The 19,595-nt window shown below is 68.9% G+C and carries 17 protein-coding genes and 1 pseudogene; 11 read left to right on the forward strand and 7 right to left on the reverse strand.

What is annotated here, in order from left to right; all coding sequences use genetic code 11:
- Positions 1–199 precede the first annotated feature (199 nt).
- From AC07DS_RS42980 to AC07DS_RS42990, 3 genes are all read left to right on the forward strand, one after another.
- Positions 200–922: a dienelactone hydrolase family protein gene (locus AC07DS_RS42980; protein ID WP_479154175.1), complete on the forward strand. Its 723-nt coding sequence runs from the start codon at positions 200–202 to the stop codon at positions 920–922.
- Between the two features lie 365 nt (positions 923–1,287).
- The gene (locus tag AC07DS_RS42985; protein ID WP_479154176.1) at positions 1,288–2,799 is read left to right on the forward strand and encodes a DUF4246 domain-containing protein; all 1,512 of its coding nucleotides are present in this window, start codon (positions 1,288–1,290) and stop codon (positions 2,797–2,799) included.
- A 298-nt stretch (positions 2,800–3,097) separates the two neighbouring features.
- A complete protein-coding gene (locus AC07DS_RS42990; RefSeq protein ID WP_479154218.1) occupies positions 3,098–3,460 on the forward strand; it encodes a DUF2255 family protein in 363 nt (120 codons plus the stop codon).
- Here the strand turns inward: AC07DS_RS42990 and AC07DS_RS42995 are convergent.
- Positions 3,422–6,085 (reverse strand): helix-turn-helix transcriptional regulator, encoded by a 2,664-nt coding sequence (locus tag AC07DS_RS42995; RefSeq protein WP_479154177.1) that lies wholly within the window; start codon positions 6,083–6,085, stop codon positions 3,422–3,424. The two genes, AC07DS_RS42990 and AC07DS_RS42995, sit on opposite strands and share 39 nt — an antisense overlap.
- Positions 6,086–6,226: 141 nt before the next feature.
- Here AC07DS_RS42995 and AC07DS_RS43000 point away from each other — a divergent pair, with 141 nt between their 5' ends.
- From AC07DS_RS43000 to AC07DS_RS43015, 4 genes are all read left to right on the forward strand, one after another.
- A complete protein-coding gene (locus tag AC07DS_RS43000; protein ID WP_479154178.1) occupies positions 6,227–7,507 on the forward strand; it encodes an MFS transporter in 1,281 nt (426 codons plus the stop codon).
- 2 nt (positions 7,508–7,509) lie between these two features.
- Positions 7,510–8,847 carry a carotenoid oxygenase family protein gene (locus AC07DS_RS43005; protein ID WP_479154179.1) on the forward strand — a complete coding sequence of 446 codons (1,338 nt, stop codon included), beginning with the start codon at positions 7,510–7,512 and terminating at the stop codon, positions 8,845–8,847.
- Between the two features lie 168 nt (positions 8,848–9,015).
- Positions 9,016–9,453, forward strand: coding sequence for an ester cyclase (locus AC07DS_RS43010; protein WP_479154180.1), 438 nt, complete (start codon positions 9,016–9,018; stop codon positions 9,451–9,453).
- 94 nt (positions 9,454–9,547) lie between these two features.
- The gene (locus AC07DS_RS43015) at positions 9,548–10,021 is read left to right on the forward strand and encodes a VOC family protein (RefSeq protein ID WP_479154181.1); all 474 of its coding nucleotides are present in this window, start codon (positions 9,548–9,550) and stop codon (positions 10,019–10,021) included.
- Positions 10,022–10,217: 196 nt separating this feature from the next.
- Here AC07DS_RS43015 and AC07DS_RS43020 read toward each other — a convergent pair whose 3' ends face one another.
- The 3 genes and pseudogenes from AC07DS_RS43020 to AC07DS_RS43030 form a co-directional block, all read right to left on the reverse strand.
- Positions 10,218–11,153 carry a DUF5996 family protein gene (locus tag AC07DS_RS43020; RefSeq protein ID WP_479154219.1) on the reverse strand — a complete coding sequence of 312 codons (936 nt, stop codon included), beginning with the start codon at positions 11,151–11,153 and terminating at the stop codon, positions 10,218–10,220.
- An 87-nt stretch (positions 11,154–11,240) separates the two neighbouring features.
- Positions 11,241–11,495, reverse strand: a pseudogene (locus AC07DS_RS43025) (TetR/AcrR family transcriptional regulator); the annotation flags it as partial.
- Between the two features lie 177 nt (positions 11,496–11,672).
- Positions 11,673–12,302, reverse strand: a complete 630-nt coding sequence (locus AC07DS_RS43030) for an MmpS family transport accessory protein (protein WP_479154182.1) — start codon at positions 12,300–12,302, stop codon at positions 11,673–11,675.
- 260 nt (positions 12,303–12,562) lie between these two features.
- Between AC07DS_RS43030 and AC07DS_RS43035 the strand changes: the two genes are divergently transcribed.
- Together AC07DS_RS43035 and AC07DS_RS43040 are read left to right on the forward strand one after the other, a co-directional pair.
- The gene (locus AC07DS_RS43035) at positions 12,563–13,249 is read left to right on the forward strand and encodes an HAD family hydrolase (RefSeq protein ID WP_479154183.1); all 687 of its coding nucleotides are present in this window, start codon (positions 12,563–12,565) and stop codon (positions 13,247–13,249) included.
- A gap of 102 nt (positions 13,250–13,351) precedes the next feature.
- A complete protein-coding gene (locus tag AC07DS_RS43040) occupies positions 13,352–13,567 on the forward strand; it encodes a hypothetical protein (protein ID WP_479154184.1) in 216 nt (71 codons plus the stop codon).
- A gap of 15 nt (positions 13,568–13,582) precedes the next feature.
- On the opposite strand, the gene AC07DS_RS43045 is transcribed toward AC07DS_RS43040, so the two are convergent.
- Positions 13,583–15,016 carry a gluzincin family metallopeptidase gene (locus tag AC07DS_RS43045; RefSeq protein ID WP_479154185.1) on the reverse strand — a complete coding sequence of 478 codons (1,434 nt, stop codon included), beginning with the start codon at positions 15,014–15,016 and terminating at the stop codon, positions 13,583–13,585.
- Between the two features lie 488 nt (positions 15,017–15,504).
- Positions 15,505–16,320, reverse strand: coding sequence for a DUF427 domain-containing protein (locus AC07DS_RS43050; protein WP_479154186.1), 816 nt, complete (start codon positions 16,318–16,320; stop codon positions 15,505–15,507).
- 716 nt (positions 16,321–17,036) lie between these two features.
- On the opposite strand from AC07DS_RS43050, the gene AC07DS_RS43055 reads away from it, so the two are divergent.
- Together AC07DS_RS43055 and AC07DS_RS43060 are read left to right on the forward strand one after the other, a co-directional pair.
- On the forward strand, positions 17,037–18,467 hold the full coding sequence (locus AC07DS_RS43055; RefSeq protein WP_479154187.1) for a selenium-binding protein SBP56-related protein: 1,431 nt from the start codon (positions 17,037–17,039) through the stop codon (positions 18,465–18,467).
- A 1-nt stretch (position 18,468) separates the two neighbouring features.
- Positions 18,469–19,239, forward strand: a complete 771-nt coding sequence (locus AC07DS_RS43060; protein WP_479154188.1) for a hypothetical protein — start codon at positions 18,469–18,471, stop codon at positions 19,237–19,239.
- On the opposite strand, the gene AC07DS_RS43065 is transcribed toward AC07DS_RS43060, so the two are convergent.
- Positions 19,236–19,589: a leucine-rich repeat domain-containing protein gene (locus AC07DS_RS43065; RefSeq protein WP_479154189.1), complete on the reverse strand. Its 354-nt coding sequence runs from the start codon at positions 19,587–19,589 to the stop codon at positions 19,236–19,238. The genes AC07DS_RS43060 and AC07DS_RS43065 overlap by 4 nt on opposite strands.
- Positions 19,590–19,595 lie beyond the last annotated feature (6 nt).

Consider the following 19,595-nt stretch of genomic DNA (forward strand, 5'->3'; position numbering starts at 1 on the left):
GTGGCATCCGGCCAAGAGCCTCCGCAAAACCCGTTGGCGGACCACGGCGACCACTGTTACCTTTCCGGAGGCCGTGCGACAGAACGAGGAGGTGGTACCCGTGAACGCAGAATCGACATGGGTGCTCCCCTCCGGGGTCACGGTCGGGCGATAGGTCGTCCGGGAGCGCCGTTCAAGCGCACTCCCGAAAGGCACGACCATGCATTTCACCTCTGAACGCCGCCTCGACGACGGCGTCCTCGAACGCGAATTCACCCTCGGCGAGATCCCCGGCACCCTGTGGACACCTGAATCCGCCGCACCGGCCCCGCTGATCCTGATGGCCCACAACAATGGCCTGCCCAAGGGGGAACCCCGGCTGGTGGCCCGGGCCCGGCACTCCGCGGCGTACGGCTACGCGGTGGCCTCCATCAACGCCGCCGGGTGCGGTGGCCGGCCCCGTTCCGCCACCGACGAGCAGGCCCGCGCCGACCTCCGCCGGGCAATGCAGGCGGGCGAGCCGGTCGACGAGATCTTCGAGTCCTTCGTCGGCCCGCTGGTCGAGAAGGCGGTCCCGGAATGGCGGACCACCCTGGACGCCCTCCTTGCGCTGCCCGAGATCGGCGGCCCGGTCGGGTACTCGGGATGGACCGCCGTCGGTATCCGGCTTGCGGTGGTCGAGCCGCGCATCACGGCCGCCGGTTTCTTCGCCGGGGGTTACGTGCCCCGCGCCCAGCGCGAGGAGGCCCGGCAGCTCATCATTCCGCTGCTGTTCCTGCTGCAGTGGGACGACGAAGGGAACCCTCGGCAGCGGGCCCTGGACCTGTTCGACGCCTTCGGCAGCAAGGAGAAGACGCTGCACGCCAATCTGGGCGGACATGTCGGTACCCCGTGGTTCGAGGGGGAGGACGGGAACCGGTTCTTCGGCCGGCACCTGAAGTGAGGCCGGGCCGCAGAGGCGGCAGCAGACGGTAGACGGCGCAGGCCATGATGCCGTTCATCGAGGACAGGTCCCTGCCCTCCTCGAAGGCGGTGGCCGGCAGATGCACGACCGCCCCGATCGCGGCGGTACCGGCCATCGGCGGTACCGGCCGGTCGGGACGGCGCAAGGGCGTGGACACCTTTGCTCAACGGCATGAACTTCGATCGCCCTTGCGGAAGTTGAGCTGCTTCCAGCAGGCAGCCCTGCTCATCCTCTGCGTCGAACCCTTGGTTCCCGGACCAGCGGGGACAGGAACCACGGCTGCGGTGTCAGTCCACTGAAGTACCCTTCCAGCCACCGCACACCGACTGGGAGGATCAAGAGAATTGACTGGCCTGTCCGCTTTCCCCCTGCCCTTTCATGCTTCCCGTTCCATAGCGTTCGCGACGCCCCGAACGCTGCGGGAACTTCAGATGATGCAGTGCAGCGCCCACATTCGGGCGAAGCCGGGGTGGTTCGACAAGATGAACGATGCCGACATCGTCGCCAGGTGGTCGAAAGAAGCGGTCGCCCAGGGCCTCACCGAGGCGCAGGTTCGTTACGTGCTTGCCGAACTCGTGCATTACGCCGCGCTGCGGGACGGACGAACCGGCGTCGAGACGTCCGCCGTCGACGGGGTGTGGCAGTCGGACACGCTGGTCGACGACAAGCTCAGATCCCGGCTGCGCGAGGCGGTTCGAGTTCTGGAACAGGTCCCCGAAGGAGAACAGGACTGGCATCCCGGATCCGACGGCCAGGTACTGGATCTGGTTCATCCCTCACTGTTCTGCCTGGTGAGAGAGGCGAGCGGCGCGCCCGAGCGAGCTTGGCAGAACCCGACGGACCGCTATTCGAGGTACGAATTCTCGGAGACATTCCAGTGGCTGCCCACGGACGTCGACGTCAGCGACGACGGCGATGTCGCCTTCCGTTCGTACGTCAACAACATCCACCCCGAGACTCATCGCGAACTGGCCTCCGCCCTACCGGACTTGTTCGCGCGTCTGCGCCCGCTGCTGGAGAACGTGCTCACCGATCTGCGCCATCCTCGCCCCCTGCGGATCGAGGCCGATCCTTACGGGTGGTACGACTCGGAGCCGGAGTATCCGGACAAATCGTCCTACGGTGATGATGGGGCGGCCTACACAGAAGCCCTCCGTGCGTGGGAAGAGGCCCAGGACGACTGGTGGGAGAACCGCCGCCCGGTCATCCCGGATGCCCCGGCCTTCACTCCGCCCGAGTTGCCCGACGAATCCACCCGCGTCGACCTGCGTGGCCGCCGTCTCCAGGTCATCGTCAAGCTCGCCACCATTCATCTCACCCCGGACAAGCCCGAGTACCCCGGCGGTTCCTGGCATGTCGAGGGGATGATGAACGAGCGGATCGTCTCGACCGGCATCTACTACTGGGACAGCGAGAACATCACCGAAAGTCGGCTGAGTTTCCGGGCGGCACTCGACGACCCGCACTACGAACAGAACGACGACAACGGTCTGCGTGAGGTCTACGGCCTGGAGGACGAAGACGCACTGAACCAGGTGCTGGGATCGACATCGACCCCAGCGGGCCGCTCCCTGGCGTTCCCGAACATCCTGCAACACCGCGTCGACTCGTTCCGCCTCACGGACCCCGCCCGCCCGGGATATCGCAAAATTCTCGCATTCTTCCTGGTCGACCCGTCGGAAAAGATCCTCTCGACATCCGATGTGCCACCGCAACAACCATGGTCCGACACCTCGACCATGACGCTTGAACAGGCCAAGGAGTACCGCGAACAGCTCATGCAGGAACGCAAGTTCTTCGTCGACGAGCACAACGAGCAGCTCTACGAAAGAGAATTCTCCCTCTGCGAGCACTGAACCCTCGTCCATCCTGAACAAGTACAGGTCAGGAGGGTCTGGACGACCTGGACGTTCATGCCGAGGCGCTGTGACCGGGGCGCCCGCGGTGTCAGAGGTTCGTGGTGGGATGGGCGAGCCCACTTCGCCCATCACCGGGAGACCGTCTTGACGCCCAATCGCCGCGGCCGAGACGAATCCAGCTCGGCGGGAGGGTGTGCGTGTCCCTGTCGATTGCGGTGGAGCCCGCCCATCTAGGTGAGGACCACCGACGCGTGCGTAGTGCCGCGACGGTGAAAGTTCGTCCATGAACGCTTACATGGATCGCACGGAGATCGCTTTGTGGGTACGGCATACGGACGGTCGGTGGTCGCACAGGACGGTCTGGTTGGTGGTGCTCGACGGGGAGGCGTATGTCCGCTCGGCGTTCGGCCGGCGCAGTGCCTGGTACCGCCGGGTCCTGCGGCATGCGGACACGGAGGTGGAGGTGGCCGGGGTCCGGCTGGCCGTCACGCTCCAGGCGGTGGATGACCCCGAGCTCGTCCAGCGTGTCTCCGGTGCCTACCGGGCCAAGTACGGGTTGAGCTGGCCCGGCCCCGTGGAGTCGATGAACGGGCCCGAGGCCGCGGCCACCACGATGCGGCTAACGAATGTCGGGCAGGTCTCGCAGTTGCCTGCGTGAGGTGAGCCCGAGTTTGCGGAAGATGTTGCGCAGGTGCGCGTCGACCGTCCGCGGACTGAGGAACAGCTTTGCCGCCACCTCCTTGGAGGTGGCGCCGTCGGCGACCAGGCGTGCGATGTGCACCTCCTGCATCGTCAGCTGGTCCGATGCCTTCGATGTGCGGCTGCGAGCCTGCTCGCCCGTGGCGCGCAACTCGCCGGCGGCGCGCTCGGCGAACGCTTCGACGCCGAGGTCGGAGAGCGACTCGTGCGCAGGCCGCAGCGCGGACCGGGCGTCACGCCGCCGGCCCTGGCGGCGCAGCCATTCCCCGTACAGCAGTTGCGCCCGCGCGCGGTAGACGACCAGTGCGCCGTCGTCGAGCAGAGCGATCGCCTCCTGGTAGGCGGACTCGTCCTCGGTCACCAGGGCCCGCGCACAGGCCTCGACGCCAAGGCCCCACGCCTGTCGGCCGGCCTGGGTGCGTTCCTGGAGGGACACGAGGGCCGCGGCGGCGACCTCGGTCTCGCCGCATCGCACGGCCGCCTCGACCAGCTCGGGCAGGGCAAGGCCCGATGTGCCGAAGGCGCCGTACGCGACCGCTTGCTTTGCCGCCTTCAGCGCGGCCGGGTAGTCGGCGAGGCCATTGCTGAATACGGCCGTGGCCCACTGCACGCTGAGGCTCATCCGGTGATCCACCGATGCGAACAGTTCGACCGCTTCCTCGCGCCGTCCGCGCAGCGCGGCCAGGTGGAGGCGCGGATAGACCAGCGGCGCCGCGCCTGTGGCGTCGGCGATCGCCTCCTCCTCGGAGATCAGCTCCGTCGCGGCACCGAAGTCGCCGGTGTGCACGGTCGCGGTGGCCAGCATGGCCAGTGCGATGGGCAGCTCGTGGAAGGAACCCGATTCTCGGCCGGCAGCGACGGCGCGGGTGGCGATGCCGTACATGGCGTCGCGGTTCCACAGCTCGGCGGCCACCATGAAGCCCAGTGAGGGCCGCCTGGCCCACACGTCGTGGCCGGCGTCGCCGACGACCGGCCTCAGGATCTCCCCCGCCGCCCGATGCCCGTCGCCGACGAGGCTGGTGAGGCCGGTCAGGAGCGCCGCCGCGCCGGACACCGGCTCCCCCGACGGCGGGGCCTTCCTGACGGCGTCCACCACGTGGTCGAGGTCGCCGAGCAGGACGCCCATCTCGATGGCGTCCAGATGGCACTCCCGTGACCAGCCGGGGTCGGTGGCCGCCAGCAGGGCGGCGGCGCGCAGGAGGTATTTTGTGGGGCCTTCGTCTCCCCTACGGCGGACGAACGACAGCCTGCCGCGGAGCAGGTCGGCTCTGGCGGCCTGGCTCGGATCGTCGGTCCGGACGGTGCTGAGCAGTTCGGCCGCGGTGTCGAAGTCGCCCACCGAGAGCTTGTTATGGACCGCGGCGAGGATCCGTTCGGCGCGTCGGACCGGGCTGATCGTGAGTGCGGCCGAGCGTTCGAGGAAGGCCGCCGCCGCCGCGACACCGCCACGTTCCCGGGCGCGGCCGGCGGAGGCTTCGAGTTCGGCGGCGACCTGCTCGTCCGGGCCGGCACTGGCCTGGGCGCGATGCCAGGCCCGCCGGTCGGGGTCGGCGACCGGGTCGGTCGCGACGGCCAGTGCCTGGTGTGCCCTGCGCCGGTCCTCCGGCGTCGCGGCGTGGTAGGCGGCCGAGCGGGCGAGGGGGTGGCTGAAGCGGATCCGGGTGCCGAACTCAACCAGCGGGGCAGACTCCGCGGCAACTGCCGCGTCGATGCCCAGGAGTTCGGCCGCACGCCACAGCAGGCCGGGGTCGCCGATCGGGTCGGCGGCGGCGACGGTCACCAGCAGCCGGGCCGCCGGCGGCAGGAGCTCCAGCCGGGAGCGGAAGCTCTGCTCGATCACGCCGGGCACCGAGTCGGGTTGGGCGAACCCGCCCGCCATCCCGCCGAGTCCGGCGGTCCTCGGAAGTTCCACCAGCGCGAGGGGGTTGCCACGCGCCTCGGCAAGGATGCGGTCGCGCACCCGCTCGTCCAACGGGGCGCGGACCGCCGCAGCCAGCAGAGCGCGGGCATCCGATTCGCCAAGACCCTGAAGCGAATGGCCGGGCAGCTCGTCCAGCTCGGGCAGACGGCTAGGCTCGCGCGCCGCGAACACGAGGGCGATCGGCTCGGCCGAGACCCGGCGGGCCACGAAGGCCAGCGCCTTGGCTGACGCCTGGTCCAGCCACTGTGCGTCGTCGACGACGCACAGGAGCGGGCGTTCCCGCACCGTCTCCACCAGGAGGCCCAGCGACGCGACGCCTACCAGGAACGGATCGGGTCTGCCGGTGTCGAGGCCGAAAGCGATCTCCAGCGCCTTGCGGTGCGGCGCAGGAAGCTCCGTCAGCCGGTCGGCGACGGGCGCGAGCAACTGGTGCAGCGCGGCGAACGGCAGCTCCGTCTCGAACTCCGCACCGGACGCCTGCATGACGAGGAATCCGGTCGCGGCCTCGTCCAGGTGACGCAGCAGCGCGCTCTTGCCGATGCCCGGCTCACCCCGCAGGACCAGGGCGCCGCCCCGGCTCTCCCGTCCCGCTCGGAGCAGGGCGTCGAGCCGCCGTATCTCGTCTTGACGACCGATCAGCTCATCCGCGTGTGTCTCGGGCATGTTCGAAAACCTATGCGGTGCGGTTGTGTGGCGCAGGAGAATCCGGAACAGGCCCCAGTGCCCCAGAAGCCGTCCCGCGAGGAGTCGTATAGGCAATGACTACCGACGCGAGCGGCGGGCGCCCGCTGCGAGTGTCGAGACATGACCCGCACCGCAGAGCAACCGACCGCCACCGACTGGACATCGCTGGCCGTTCTGGCCACGGCCCAGTTCCTGGTCGTGCTGAGCACATCGATCGTGAACGTCGCCCTGCCCCGGATCCGGGACGGGCTCGCTCTGTCGGACACGGGCCAGGCGTGGACTGTCAACGCCTACGTGCTGGTCTTCGGCGCGCTGTTGCTGCCGGGCGGGCGCGCAGGCGACGTATACGGCCTTCGTCGCGTGTTTCTGCTCGGCATCGGCCTGTTCGCCCTCTCCTCCCTGGGCGCGGCACTGGCGCCCACGGCGATCGTGCTGATCGTCTGCAGGGCAGCACAGGGAATCGGTGCCGCGCTGCTGGCGCCCACGGCGCTGGCTCTCGTGCTGACCCTCTATCCCGACAGGGAGCGGCGTGGCACCGCGCTCGGCGTGTGGGGCGCGGTCTCCGGTGCCGGCGGTGCGGCGGGTGTGCTGCTGAGCGGGCTGCTCACCAGTCTGTACGGCTGGCGTGCGGTGTTCGTCGTGATGGTGCCCTTCGCCCTGGCCGTGCTGGTGGCCACCCGGCTGCTCGTCGGGGCCGACCGGCCGCGTGGCGGAAGCCTGGACGCGCCGGGCGCGGTGACGGTGACGGCGGGGCTGGTCGCGCTCACCTACGGCCTGTCCGGCCATTGGCCGCCGGCCGTGGCCGGTGTGGCGCTGCTCGGCCTGTTCGTGGTGCTCCAGCGGCGTGCCACAGACCCGCTGCTGCCGGCGCGGATGCGCGTGGTGGCGGTGCCCAACGTGCTGATGGCCCTGCTGGGCGCGGTCTGGCTCGGTCTGTTCTACTTCCTGCCCCTCTATCAGCGGCGCGCCCTCGGCTACTCGCCCCTGGAGGCCGGGCTGACCCAGCTTCCCCTCGCCCTCACGATCACTGCCTCGTCATGGGTCACCGGCAAGGTCTCCGGCCGCCTCGTGCTCCCCGCGGGCCTGCTGGTTCTCGCGGCCGGACTGGCCTGGCTGTCCCGAACTCCGGCCGAGGGCACCTTCTTTGCGGACCTGCTCGGCCCGACGCTCCTCATGGGCATCGGACTCGGGGTGGCCTTCGTCCGGCTCACCGCGATGTCCTCCACGGGCGTCCTGGCCACTGACAACGGCCTGGCCGGCGGGCTGGTCAACGCCACCCGGCAGATCGGCGGAGCCATCGGCCTGTCCTTCCTGACCCTGCTCCCCTCCCCCGGCGCGGCCTTCCTGGCCTGCGCCGCCCTGACCCTCCTCGTCTCGGCTCTCTCGACCCGAAAGGCATGACCATGACTATCGACAAGCCCTATGTCAGCGGCCACTTCGCCCCCGTCACCGACGAGATCACCGGCCACGAGTTGCAGGTACGCGGCACCCTCCCGCCTGAGCTGAACGGCCGCTACTTCCGCAACGGCCACAACCCGAAGCCGGGAGTCACCCCCACGCACTGGTTCCGCGGCGAGGGCATGATCCACGGGGTCCGCCTCACAGGCGGCCGGGCCGAGTGGTACCGCAACCGCTGGGTGCGCACCCCCTACCTGGACGGCGTGCCCTTCACCGGAACCGAACTCGAAGTCAGCGCCGCCGCCACCAACATCATCTTCCACGGGGGCCGCTATCTGGCCCTCCAGGAGGCCAACCTGCCCTGGGAGGTCAGCGCCGACCTCGACACGATCGGCGTCCACGACTTCGGCGGCAAGCTCACCAGCGCGATGACCGCCCACCCCAAGGAGGATCCGGAGACCGGCGAGCTGCACTTCTTCAGCTACAGCCCCTTCCCGCCGCACCTGACCTACTACGTGGCCGACGCCTCCGGCGACATCGTCACCTCGGAGGTCATCGACGGCTCCGGCCCTTCGCTCATGCACGACTTCGCCATCACCCGCGAGCACGTCGTCTTCATCGACTCACCGGTGGTCTTCGACCACGCCGAGCAGTCCGGCATCCCCTACCGCTGGCACGACGACGTCCCGCTGCGCATCGGCGTGATGCCGCGCGCCGGGGGCAGGACCACCTGGTACGAAGTGACCCACCAGGCGGCGCTGTTGCACGTGACCAACGCCTACACCGACGCGCAGGGCCGGATCGTCCTCGAAGCACCGTGCTTCGACCGTTCCGCCTGGGAGGGCTCGTGGAAGTGGTGGGTCGGCGCTCCCGGCTACGGCACCAGCCCGGACGCCGGGTCGACCTTCTACCGGTGGATCATGGACCCGGCCACGGGCAAGGTCACCACCGAGTCCCTCAACGACCTGGCCACCGAGTTCCCGTCGATCAACGACGCCCACACCGGTTCGGCCTACCGCTACAGCTACGCCATCGCCTTCCCCGGCGCCGGCCTGTCGGGCTATCACACCGTCAAGTTCGACACACAGTCCGGGCAGGAGAAACTGCTCGCGCACGGCGAGGGCCGGATGCCCGGCGAGGCCGTTTTCGCGCCCGCCGAGGGCGGGACCGCCGAGGACCACGGCTACCTGCTCACCATCGTCAGCGACCTCAAGGCCGACGCCTCGGAACTGCTCGTCCTGGACGCGAGCGACCTGAGCACCGTGGCCGCCGTCGAACTCCCCCGCAGGGTGCCCGCCGGCATCCACGGCCACTGGATCCCCGATTCCGAACTGCCTGCCTGACCGACCCGAACTGCCCGGGCCGCCCCTGATCCCCGCAGCAACGGCCCGGGCTCCAACCCCACCGCAACAGCCGTGCCAGCAGCAACTCCGTCAGGAGACCCGAAGCCGACGCCGGTGTCGGCTTCGACGGCTGCACCGCGCAGTCCATCAACACGAAGGAGAACTGCCATGTCCGCTTCCGCCAACGCCCTGCTCGCCGAGCCGTGGAAGGACCTGTGGAACAACGACCTGTCCCAGACCGACAAGATCATCGCGCCTGGCTTCGTCGCGCACGCCGCCCCCATCACCGGCTCCGGCGACGACACTGTGCATGGCCGCGAGGGCCTGAACGGCTGGGTGACCGGCATCCACACCATCCTGCGCGACCTCAGCTTCGAGATCACGGTCGGCCCGATCGCCACTGACGACTTCCTGGTGGTCCGCTGGGCGGCCGAAGGCACCTACGCCGGAGGCTTCCCAGGCGCGTCCGACGACGCCGTGGGCACCCGCGTCCACTTCACCGGCACCGACACCCTGCTGATCAAGGACGGCATGCTCGCCGAGTACTGGGCCAACGCCGACAGCCTGCTGTTCGTGCAGCAACTCGGGGTCCGCGAACTGTCCTGAACTGCGTGCAGCCCGTCTGCCTCAATCCGCCCGCGCCGCGCTGTCACCGGTGCGGCGCGGACCGGAACGGCCATACGCGCCATACGCTCGGCATATGTCCGACGTCACGTCTGCCGGCGCCACAGCCGACGACCTTCCTGCACCGGCCGAGGGCCTGGTACTCACGCACTTCCTCACGGTCAGCGACGTCCCTCGCTCGCGGGCGTTCTACGCCGACGTACTGGGTGGAAGGGTGGTGCTGGATGAGAACCCCTGCATCGTCAAGGTCGCCAACAGCTGGATCATCATGAACCCTGGCGGGGGGCCCACCGACGACAAACCCGATGTCGTCCTGCGCACACCGGAGGACCTCAACACCGTCTCCAGCTTCCTGAACGTACGGGTGGCGGACATCCACGACTTCTACGCCACGGCGCGCGCCAAAGGGGCCGAGTTCCTGACCCCGCCCATCGACCGCCGCGCCGAGCTGCGTTGCTACATGCGTGATCCGGACGGCTACCTCATCGAGGTGGGCCAGGCCACGGGGCTGCTCAAAGGAATCCTGGCGCGCACCGACACCGAAACCTGACGACGGCGCCTCATCAGGGAGGCATCCCTGATGCCACGCCGCCAGATCCCGGGCCTCGATCCGACCGCCGCTCCCTGACGAAGCACCCGCGCGCGGCGGGACACTCTCTCCCTCCTGACCAGCTTCGAACCGGGAGAAAGCTGCTCCACCGGCCGCGCTCGATCGTTGGCCTCTCCGGTCCGGTGGGGCCCGGTGGTCAGATCTGCCGGACCGGATCTGTGATGCCTCCGGGGCACGCGAGCGCGGCGATGTCCCATCCGGCGCGTCCGGCCCCGGCCCGGTAGGCGCTTTCGTAGAAGGAGAGGACGGCGGCACGGGGATCGGTCTCGACGCGGGCTTCGTCGTAGCACAGCACGGCCAGGTGGCTGTCGCCGCGCGTGACCCACCGCGCGGACGCGGGGCTGAGCGGCTCTCCGGCCAGGCCGGCGGGTTCGGGGGCGGTGTAGGAGTAGAAAGCCGGTTCGGTGAAGGTGTCGTCGCCGAACCAGAAGCCGAAGCTGATCACTTCCCGGGAGTACGCCTCTCGGGTTACGGGGTCGACCTGCCGGGGCTGGTCGATCTGTCGCCCGGAGAACCGGCTGTGGGCGATGTCGAAGGTGTGCCAGAAGTGGTGCACCGGGCTGCTCTTTCCCGAGAAGCCCGCCGCGAACTCCTCCAGCACGGAAGCCACCTGGCTCAGGACCCGCCAGTAGCGGTTGGCGGCCACGGGATCGTAGGTCGCATGCTCGGTGTCCTGGGCGAACGGCCGGCCGGTGTCGGGCAGGTCGAAGGGCCTGGGAATGGCGATGTCCACCCGGACGCCCAGCGCGTTCAGAGCGGCCAGGGTCGCGTCGTGGAAGGACGCGACGGACTGGCCCGGAAGCGGGAAGGACCGCTCGTCGCCGTCCAGCGTCGCGACGACGAGCCGGTGATCGACGAAGTCGAAGTCGATCGTGAAGATCGGATTCCCGTCGACCTGGCCCATCGGGCGCGTGGTGATGCCGCGCCCGGTGACATGGAACGGGACGTTCCACCAGTGGTTGCGCCGGATGCTCGCCGCCAGGCGGATCTTGCCGACGATCTGTGCGAAGCGGTGCAGTGTCTCCTTGGTGTCCCGCCACTCTGTCAGCGGAATCGGTGGGAACAGCTCCATCACGCTCCCATGATGACCCCGAGCGCGGCGTCCGGCACCCGCGCCGGGGACTGGAGGGAACGGGTTCGGTCCTCGGCCACCGTACGTTCACCGACCCCCAGAGTGTCCCTGGGCCGGTCGTCGTTGCACGGCATCGGCGACAACCGCTGTCACGAACTTGCTGATGGTCGCCATGGTCGGAGGGCCGGGGTCGCGGTCTGCGAACAGAAGATGCCCGCCACCGACCAGGGAGAGGGTGAGTGAGTCGATGTCGGTGTCGGCCGCGATGCGGCCCAGTTCACGCTCGTCGGCCAGATAGGCGGAAATCGCGGTCGTGGCCTGGGCGAAGATCGCGATGCCGCCGAGTGCGTTGGGCCGCGTGGAGTGGCTTCGGTTGACACTGCAAGTTGTCCCGACCTGGCTGCAGCGTCCAGTTCGTACCCGACAGAGGCGGGAAGGAGGCACCGCCGCATCGGGAGTAACGGGGTGCCTGGTGAACGGCGCGGCAGGATGCTGGTGCCGCGCCGAAAGTGCACTGCCTCAGTCCCAGCCGCCGAGCAGGCCGGAACTCAGCTGCGCGTCACAGATGTTGTAGCCACCGGCGGCGTGCCCCTTCTTCGTGTGGCCATCGACGGTGACCGAACAGTTGATGTCCCCGGAGCCCTGGAGTTGCGCGTTCACGGTGTAGTACATGGCGTCGTCGTTCAGGGGCAGGGTGGCCTCGAACTTGCCGTTCCGAAATTCACCGTTCCGGCTGTCCGAGTCGGATCCATAGGTGATGTCGAGCGAGCCGAGGGCGCCGGCGGGGGCGGTGCCCCACACCTTGAAGGTGACGACCTTCGGGGCCGTCTTCTTCCTGTTGCCTGACTTCTGCCCGCTGCCCTGGTCGATGTCTTGGGCGGGCTGCTTGTTGTCCTTCGGCGCGGAGGCCGCGGGCTTGATGTCGCTCGAGGCGCCGGAGCCCTTCGAGCTGGAGCCGCCATTGACGGCGGCGCCGATGATTCCGATCAGGACGATGACGCCGACGAAGCCGAGGCAGCCAAGGCCGAGGATCTTCCCGAAGCCGGTCTTCTTGGGCTGCGGCGGCTGCCACTGCGGCGGGGCACCGTAGGGCTGCTGCTGGGGTCCGCCCCATCCGGGCTGCTGCGGCGGGTACTGCTGGTGGCTCATGGTCCCCCCAGGGTCAGGTGCGGTTGAGTGCGACATGTGTGACTTGTAAAGATGGCGTGCGGTTGCCGCTAATCGGAGTCATTCACTCGATCGTGGTGAACTTCCCGTTTTGCTTCGTTCACCCGCTCCCGGCATGCCACGCGAGTCTCGCCACCGTCGCCCTCGCCGACCGGGCCACCGTCATCCGGTGGTTCACGTCGTGGGGCCCTTTCACCCGGGCGGGCCGACTCGAAAGCGCTCACCGCGGGGAGGCGCTCCACATGCCTGTAATTTTCTTCGACATCGGGGCGACTCTGGCGGATCCGCACGTGGAACCCGACGGCTCCCTGACACTTCAGCCCCGACCACGCGTCATGGCAGTACTCGACGCCCTCCGCGACGTGCGCAAGGGCATCATCTCCAACCCCGGACCCGGCGACGGCGCCGTCGCACGGGTAGCGGCCGCGCTGCACGAGGCGTTCCCCGACCGTTTTACGGACGAGGCACTTGTGCACTGGGGGGCGAAGGACAGTCGCGTGATCTTCGACCAGGCGGTTGCGAGCACCGGAGGGACGGCGGCCGACGAGTGTGTGTTCGTGGGCGAGGACGCCGCCGAGCGCGCGTTCGCACGGCAGGTGCGGATGCGTACGGCGGCCCACCCGGTGTTCGCTCTCGCCGCGATCGGGAACCGTCCCGTGTTCCGGGCGCGTACGGAGCTGCCGGACGGCCTGGGTCTGCCGGAGTTGACCGCGGCCGTGGACGCGAGCGAGGCCGTTGTCACGGAGGTCGTGTCCGAGCGGCTCGCCCTCGTCATGGTGACCGCACAGGGCGCCGAAACGCTCACGCGCGCCGGCTTTCCGGTGGATGTGCGGGGGCCGGTGGATGACACGGCCGCCTTCCCGATCAGGGACGACAAGCCCGTCTCGGCAGCCGAAACGCTCGCGGACGCCCCTGACCGATCCCCCTAGCGGCTTCTGGCGGCTTCCGGCGGCTCGGCCTGCGCCGGACCCGACAGCCGCGTGATCTGCTCTCGGCAGGCATCCGGATATTCACGACATGGAGTGCGTTACGTGAGTGCAAATGGTGACGAGGACCGGAAGAGCGCCGGCGATGGCGGGCAGGGCGATGACGCCGAGCGCCGGGCGACCGAGAAGTTCATCAGCGACCTGCTGGCGCGGGGCGAGGCGGTCTTCGAGGGTGAGGAGCCGACGCCGCGTACGACACACGTCGTCAAGCGCGGGGACGACGGACGGCTCACCGTCCGTCGTCTGCGCTTCTTCCACTGATTGCGCCACGACTGGTCAGTCGAAGCACCGCCTCACCAGAGCGAGGCCCTCGCCGGTCGTGCTTCGCGTGATCTCGTGCGTCTTGAGCCGGGAGGGGCTGTCGTCGACGAACGCCGTAGCGGAGCGGTACTCCTGGGCTACGGCGACGCGACCGCGGCGGAAGAGGTCCTCGAGGTACGACGTGGCGACCCGCTCGGGGTCGGCGGGGCGCACCGAGCCGCCGGCGGGGTCGGAGCCCGCGATACCGAACCGTCGTTCCTGTGCGGGGGCGGAGAGGATGAGGGGCTGGCTGAGTCCGTATGCCGCCCCGTGGAGCGTCACGGCCGTGAGTCCCTCGTCGTCGGCGCCACCCGGTGTGGCCTCGGCGATCGCGGCGGCTTTGCGTGCCACCTCCGGCTCGGTGATGGACGCGGCAGCCTCCAGGGAGAGGATGCCGTGACGAATGAACGCCGAGCGCAGGGAGGGGCCGTACTTGCCGCCGTTGCGGCGCTGGTCCGCGGCAATCATGTGACCCGCGACCTGTGCGTAGTAGGCGGACACCACGGGCGCGGCCACGACGGCATCGACCAGCAGCTGTCCCGCGATCTCGGCCGCGAGGCCCAGACCGGCCTGGTCCTGCAGGTCCTGCTGCCGGAAGATCCCGGCGACCACCTTCAGGAACGCACCGCTGAACACCCGGGAGAACGAGTGCGGCTCGCTGGAGAGCATGTTCGCCGGTCCGTTCGGCGGCAGCCCGACCGGGTCGCGGTAGAAGAAGCTGTTCGACATGTTGCGCAGGCAGTCCGGGTCTACCGCGTTCGGGTGACCCTGACGGATCGCAGCGCCCAGTTGCTCGGCCATCCTCGACACCCGCGAGGACAGTTCGAGGTCGCTCTGCGTCTCGGCCAGTACCGCGATCCGCAGAGGTTCCAGCTGGAGCGAGGTCAGCAGCGCGCTGATGTCTCCGAAGGCTTCGTGCAGGGCGGCCGTCTCCGCGCTCGCGGCGTTGAACAGCCGAGGACACAGGGCGTCGAGGATCGCGTGGCCCGTCTCGTGCGCGACGACCTCGGGGCTCTCGCACGCGGCGACAGTGACACCTGCCACCGTACTGCGGAAGAACCACAGGCCTTTCCGGTCGTAGAAGGCGTTGAGGTCGTTTCCTGCGTTGAGGTGCGCGGTGAGGGCGCGTCCGACCATGGGATGCCAGTGCGTTCCGGTCGGCACCAGCGGACCCCAGGTCTGGCTGGCCCTGCTGAGCGCATCGGCCGCCACCCAGTAGCGGAAGGCCTCAGTGCCGGGCCCGGCTCCATTCGGCTGCGGCGCGGCTTCCGCGATGGCCGTCGGGAAGGGTTGTGTGTCGAGCTGGGGTACGGGATGCGGTACTGGCATGCTGACCTGCGGAGGGAATCCGGGGTCGTCCTCGTACACCAGAACCGTCGGAATCGTGGCGTGCTGTTGCTGCACCGTCATGGCGCCTCGCTGAGTGGGAGAGATTGCGGATGGTGGAATCCACCACAGGGAGACCCTTGAGCAAGGGTCCCTCGTGTTCAGTACGAGGGCCCGGTAGCCCACTGTCAATTCGAACAGAAGCAGATGGGGCAACCCTCGGTCGGCGGTCGTCGTAGCGGAGCGGGCGGTCATTCCTGGCCCTTGGCCGGTTCGCATGCACCAGCAGACCCAGCGACGGAAGACGGCCGAACGAGTGACGGTGAAAGTACCGGCCCCGGTAGAGGTCATCGGTCGCCCGAGCACAGAACACGGCGACGATCAGCCCGACCTTCACCGAGGCACGAGGGCTGCCGCCGCTCCCCCACCGGTTGTGCCCGTTCGACGGACTCTTCCACCCGGGCGAGGGAGTTGTACCTGGCGATGTCCTGGCAGACGTCGCAGGCCCGGCACGGTCTGCCCGACCGCTGACCGACGCTGTGCGTTGCGACAGATGCGGCGGTCGCTTCTCGTCATGTGTGTGATTCCCCCGAGAGCGTCTTGGTGAAGTGGGTGACGGGGCGCTCCACTCGCTCGCCGTCCACGGTGATGTCGACCGCCTCGTTGTAGAAGGCGAGCAGCCCCTTGACCGGTCCTGCCGCAGGCAGCGGGTCCCGGTAGCTCCACACCAAGTTCGGCGGCACGTCGGCTTCACCGCGCCACGACCAGTACTCGGCGGTGCCCTTGTAGGGGCAGCCGGTGCGGTGGTCGGTGGGCTCGAACAGGTCGAGTCGGACGTCCTCGCGCGGAACGTAGTAGCGCGTGGGCAGGCCGGTCTCGAACAGCAGGACCGGGCGGTGAGTGTCGGCGACGACCGTGCCGGCGACCGAGACCTGGACGTGGCGGCTGCTCGGGATGGCATCCACCCGCTTGTGCGGGTCACGGGGATGGATGAAGATCTCCTCCTCTTCCTCGTACCAGTGGTCCAGCCCTCGGCCCACTCGCCGGAACCACTCGAAGGCGATGTGGTCGGCCAGGTCTGTGGCCGGGAAGGTCCAGGCCGCGTTCTCCAGTAGCTCGCCGTCGATGTCGAGGTCGTAGAACAACTGCGAGCCGGTGTGAGTGCCGGTCGGCGGGTTCTTCGCGGGGCGCAGCAGGTCCTCGCGCACCTCCGCGCGGGGAAACACGTACAGGGGAACGGGGACACCCGGCTCCCAGACCAGGACAGGATGGCGGCTGTCGACAACCATGACGTCGCCCTTTCGGCCACGCACCCAGCGTTCGCTCGGCTCCCACAGGAGGCCCTCGGGGGTGGTCCTCACGGCTCGCAGGGTGGGGGGTGTGATCATGAGCGGCTCTCCTTCGGCTTGCCCACGCGCCGGCATCGACGACGTAGGGGCGGTGCTCCCGCCAGGCCGCCAGCCGCTCGGGACGGCCGAACAGGGCTACCGACGACGATCAGGTACGTCATCTCGCGTCTCCTTCGTTCACGTACCGGCCCTTCCCTGCACGTCTGCGGCCCCCAGAGCAGGTGAGGGGCACGCCAACCCGAGCAAAAACCCTGTCTGACAAGGGCTGGCACAGTGACCCGAGTTGCCCGATGGGTGATCTGACAAGAAGCAAGTTTGCGGCGATCTCCCGGCCGCCTGCGCACCCTTGCCCGCACCGGCCAAGGCTCAGGCGAGAAAACACATGATCAGCCCAACTTGGTCATCCCGCCCAGCGGAATCCGGCGCAGCGATACCTACGGCGGCTCGGATACCCAGCCCGGCTCGCGACCGGGTTCGGCGTCGGGATCGCCACCCCCTACCGCTAGGTCGCCGAGGCTGTGAAGGTTCTGGCCGGCCTCGCCCCGGACCTGGCAGCGGCCGCCCGCACCGCCCCGCGCCTCGGAGGGGCACTGGAGCGGTCCGCTGTCGCCTTGGCATGGCTCCAGGGGTGTGAAACGCTTGATCCATGACATATCCGTCCCCCGTCTGCGCGCCGATCTCGGACGAGTGAGCCCGGCTGCTCTGTCGGGAGTCCACCCGGGTCCAGGCTCCCATTCGGGGAGTGAGGAACAGCCATGACGACGACTGAGCACGCTCACCACAGCGACGGGCACAGTGACCCCACCTTGTACCGCTCTCCCGCGGACGCCGTCGCCGCGCCCCCTGAGAAGCTCGCCTATGTGGTCGGATTCGACCCGACCGCACAGCGCGCCGACGCATTGTTCACTGTCGGTACCGACCCCGAATCCTCCGCGTACGGCCATGTGACGTCCCAGGCCGAGCTGCCCGACTCGGGCAACGAACTGCACCACTTCGGCTGGAACGCCTGCTCGAGCGCACTGGCCCACGCCGGTCACCAGCACGCTGAACGGCGCTACCTCATCGTCCCGGGCCTGCGCTCGTCCCGGCTGCACGTCTTCGACACCAGCCCCGATCCCGCTCGCCCCCACCTGGTGAAGGTGATCCAGCCCGAGGAGCTGGCTGCCAAGGCCGGATACTCCCGCCCGCACACACTCCACTGCGGCCCCGACGGAATGTTCCTTTCCTGCCTGGGCGGCGCGGACGGTGCCGACGGGCCCGGCGGCGTCGCGCTCCTGGACCATGAAAGCTTCGAAGTGCTGCGCGCCTGGGAGAGCGACCGCGGACCGCAGCAGCTCGCCTACGACGTTTGGTGGCATCTGCGCCGGAACATCGCCGTGACCAGCGAGTGGGGGTCCCCCTCGATGATCGAGGACGGCCTTGTCCCCGAACTGCTCCTGGGTCGCCAGTACGGCCATACCTTGCACTTCTGGGAGCTGGACTCCGGCCGGCATCTGCAGAGCCTCGACCTCGGGGACGAGAACCAGATGGTTCTGGAACTGCGCCCGGCACACGATCCCGAGGCGACGTGGGGGTTCACGAACACCGTGGTCAATGTGGAGGACCTGTCGGCATCGGTCTGGTTGTGGAACCGGGAGGGCGAGGACTTCGTGATCCGCAAGGTGATCACCGTCCCGGCCGAGCCCGCGCAGACGGAGGACCTGCCCCCGGCTCTGCAGCCGTTCGGCGCCGTGCCGCCGTTGATCACCGACATCGACCTGTCGGTGGACGACCAGTGGCTGTACGTGTCCGCCTGGGGAACCGGTGACCTGCTGCAGTACGACGTGAGCGACCCGTTCCGTCCACGGCAGACAGCGGCCGTGCGTCTCGGTGGCGTCGTCTCCCGACAGCCGCACCCCGCCGAACCGGACATGCCGCTGACCGGTGGAGCACAGATGGTCGAGCTCAGCCGGGACGGACGGCGGGTGTACCTGACGAACTCCTTGTACGCCGCCTGGGACGAGCAGATCTATCCCTCGGGCATCGACCCGTGGATGGTCAAACTCGACGCCGACACCGCGCACGGCGGGCTCGTGGTCGACAGCGGCTTCTTCCCGCACGGCACGGAGTTCTCCGGGTTGCGCGTGCACCAGACGCGCCTTCAAGGCGGCGACGCCTCCTCGGATTCGTACTGCTACCGCCGATGACATGCTGCTGTCCGTACTCTGCGCGGCAGGCGCACAGACCGACGAAGGAACAGGGTGGCAGCTGCCCTCCACCGAGACGCTGGTGGCCGTGGTCCTGGTGGCTGTGGCCACCACGGCGGGCGTCTGGCTGGCACGGCGCGGATCCAGCCGGTCGGAGCTCCTGCTTGCCGCGGCGTCGGGGATTCTGCTGATCATCGCAGTCCTCGACCTCCTGCCCGACGCGTGGGACGAAGCGGACGAGGTCGGCCTGCCGCAGTGGGCAGTGCCGCTCGCTGCACTCGCCTCCTACGGGGTGACGGGTGCCGTGGCCGGTATCGGCTGCCCGTGCGAGCGGGGTCGTGCGGGCGGCATCGGCTCAGCATCAGGGCTCGCACTGCACCGTCTTCTGGAGGGGGCGACCCTGGCACTGGCCCCGTCGGTCGCCGTGATGGCGGCGCTCCTGGTTCACGCGGCCGGCGAGGGGCTGGCGCTGGCCGCTCTGCTGGGAGTCCACCCGAAACGGCGCGTGGCTCCATGGATCGGGCTGGCCTGCTTGAGTCCGGTCGCGGGAGCCTTCGTGGCCAACGCCTTGCCCATCCCGGACGGCCTCATGCCACTGCTGCTCGCCCTCATCGGCGGCGTACTCGCGCAGGCGGCCTGGGTTGCGCTCGTACTGGCCCGCCGGCAGCGGCCCGCGGACCAGCGAGTTCTCGCAGTCCCGGCTGCGGCGGCGATGACTCTCGCCGCCGTCGTCACCGCGCTTGTCCTCCTTGTCGGGGCAGAGAACCATTAGAACAGGACGACGCAGCCTCGCCGCTCCAGCTGGATCAGTAGCGATGAGGAGGGCTCGCAGGCGTTCCGGCGCAGGTCCAGCTTCTCCAGTGAGGGCATGTCGACGACCCGGTCCGGTAGCTGCGTGAGACCGTTGCTTCGCACGTCCAGCTGACGCAGCCGGGGCAAGTCTGGGAGGAACTCAGGTAGTTCGGCCAGGGCATTCTCCCGCAGATCCAGGTGACGCAATCGGGGACGTTGAGGTAGCGCACCGTCCGATCTCGGTCGGCAGATGGGTGAGCCCGTTGTCCGCGAGAATCGGTTCTCTCTCTGGGCCTGTCGACGGTTCAGGTGATGAATCGCAGCAGGCACAATACG

The sequence above is a fragment of the Streptomyces sp. NPDC044064 genome, assembly GCF_056434245.1.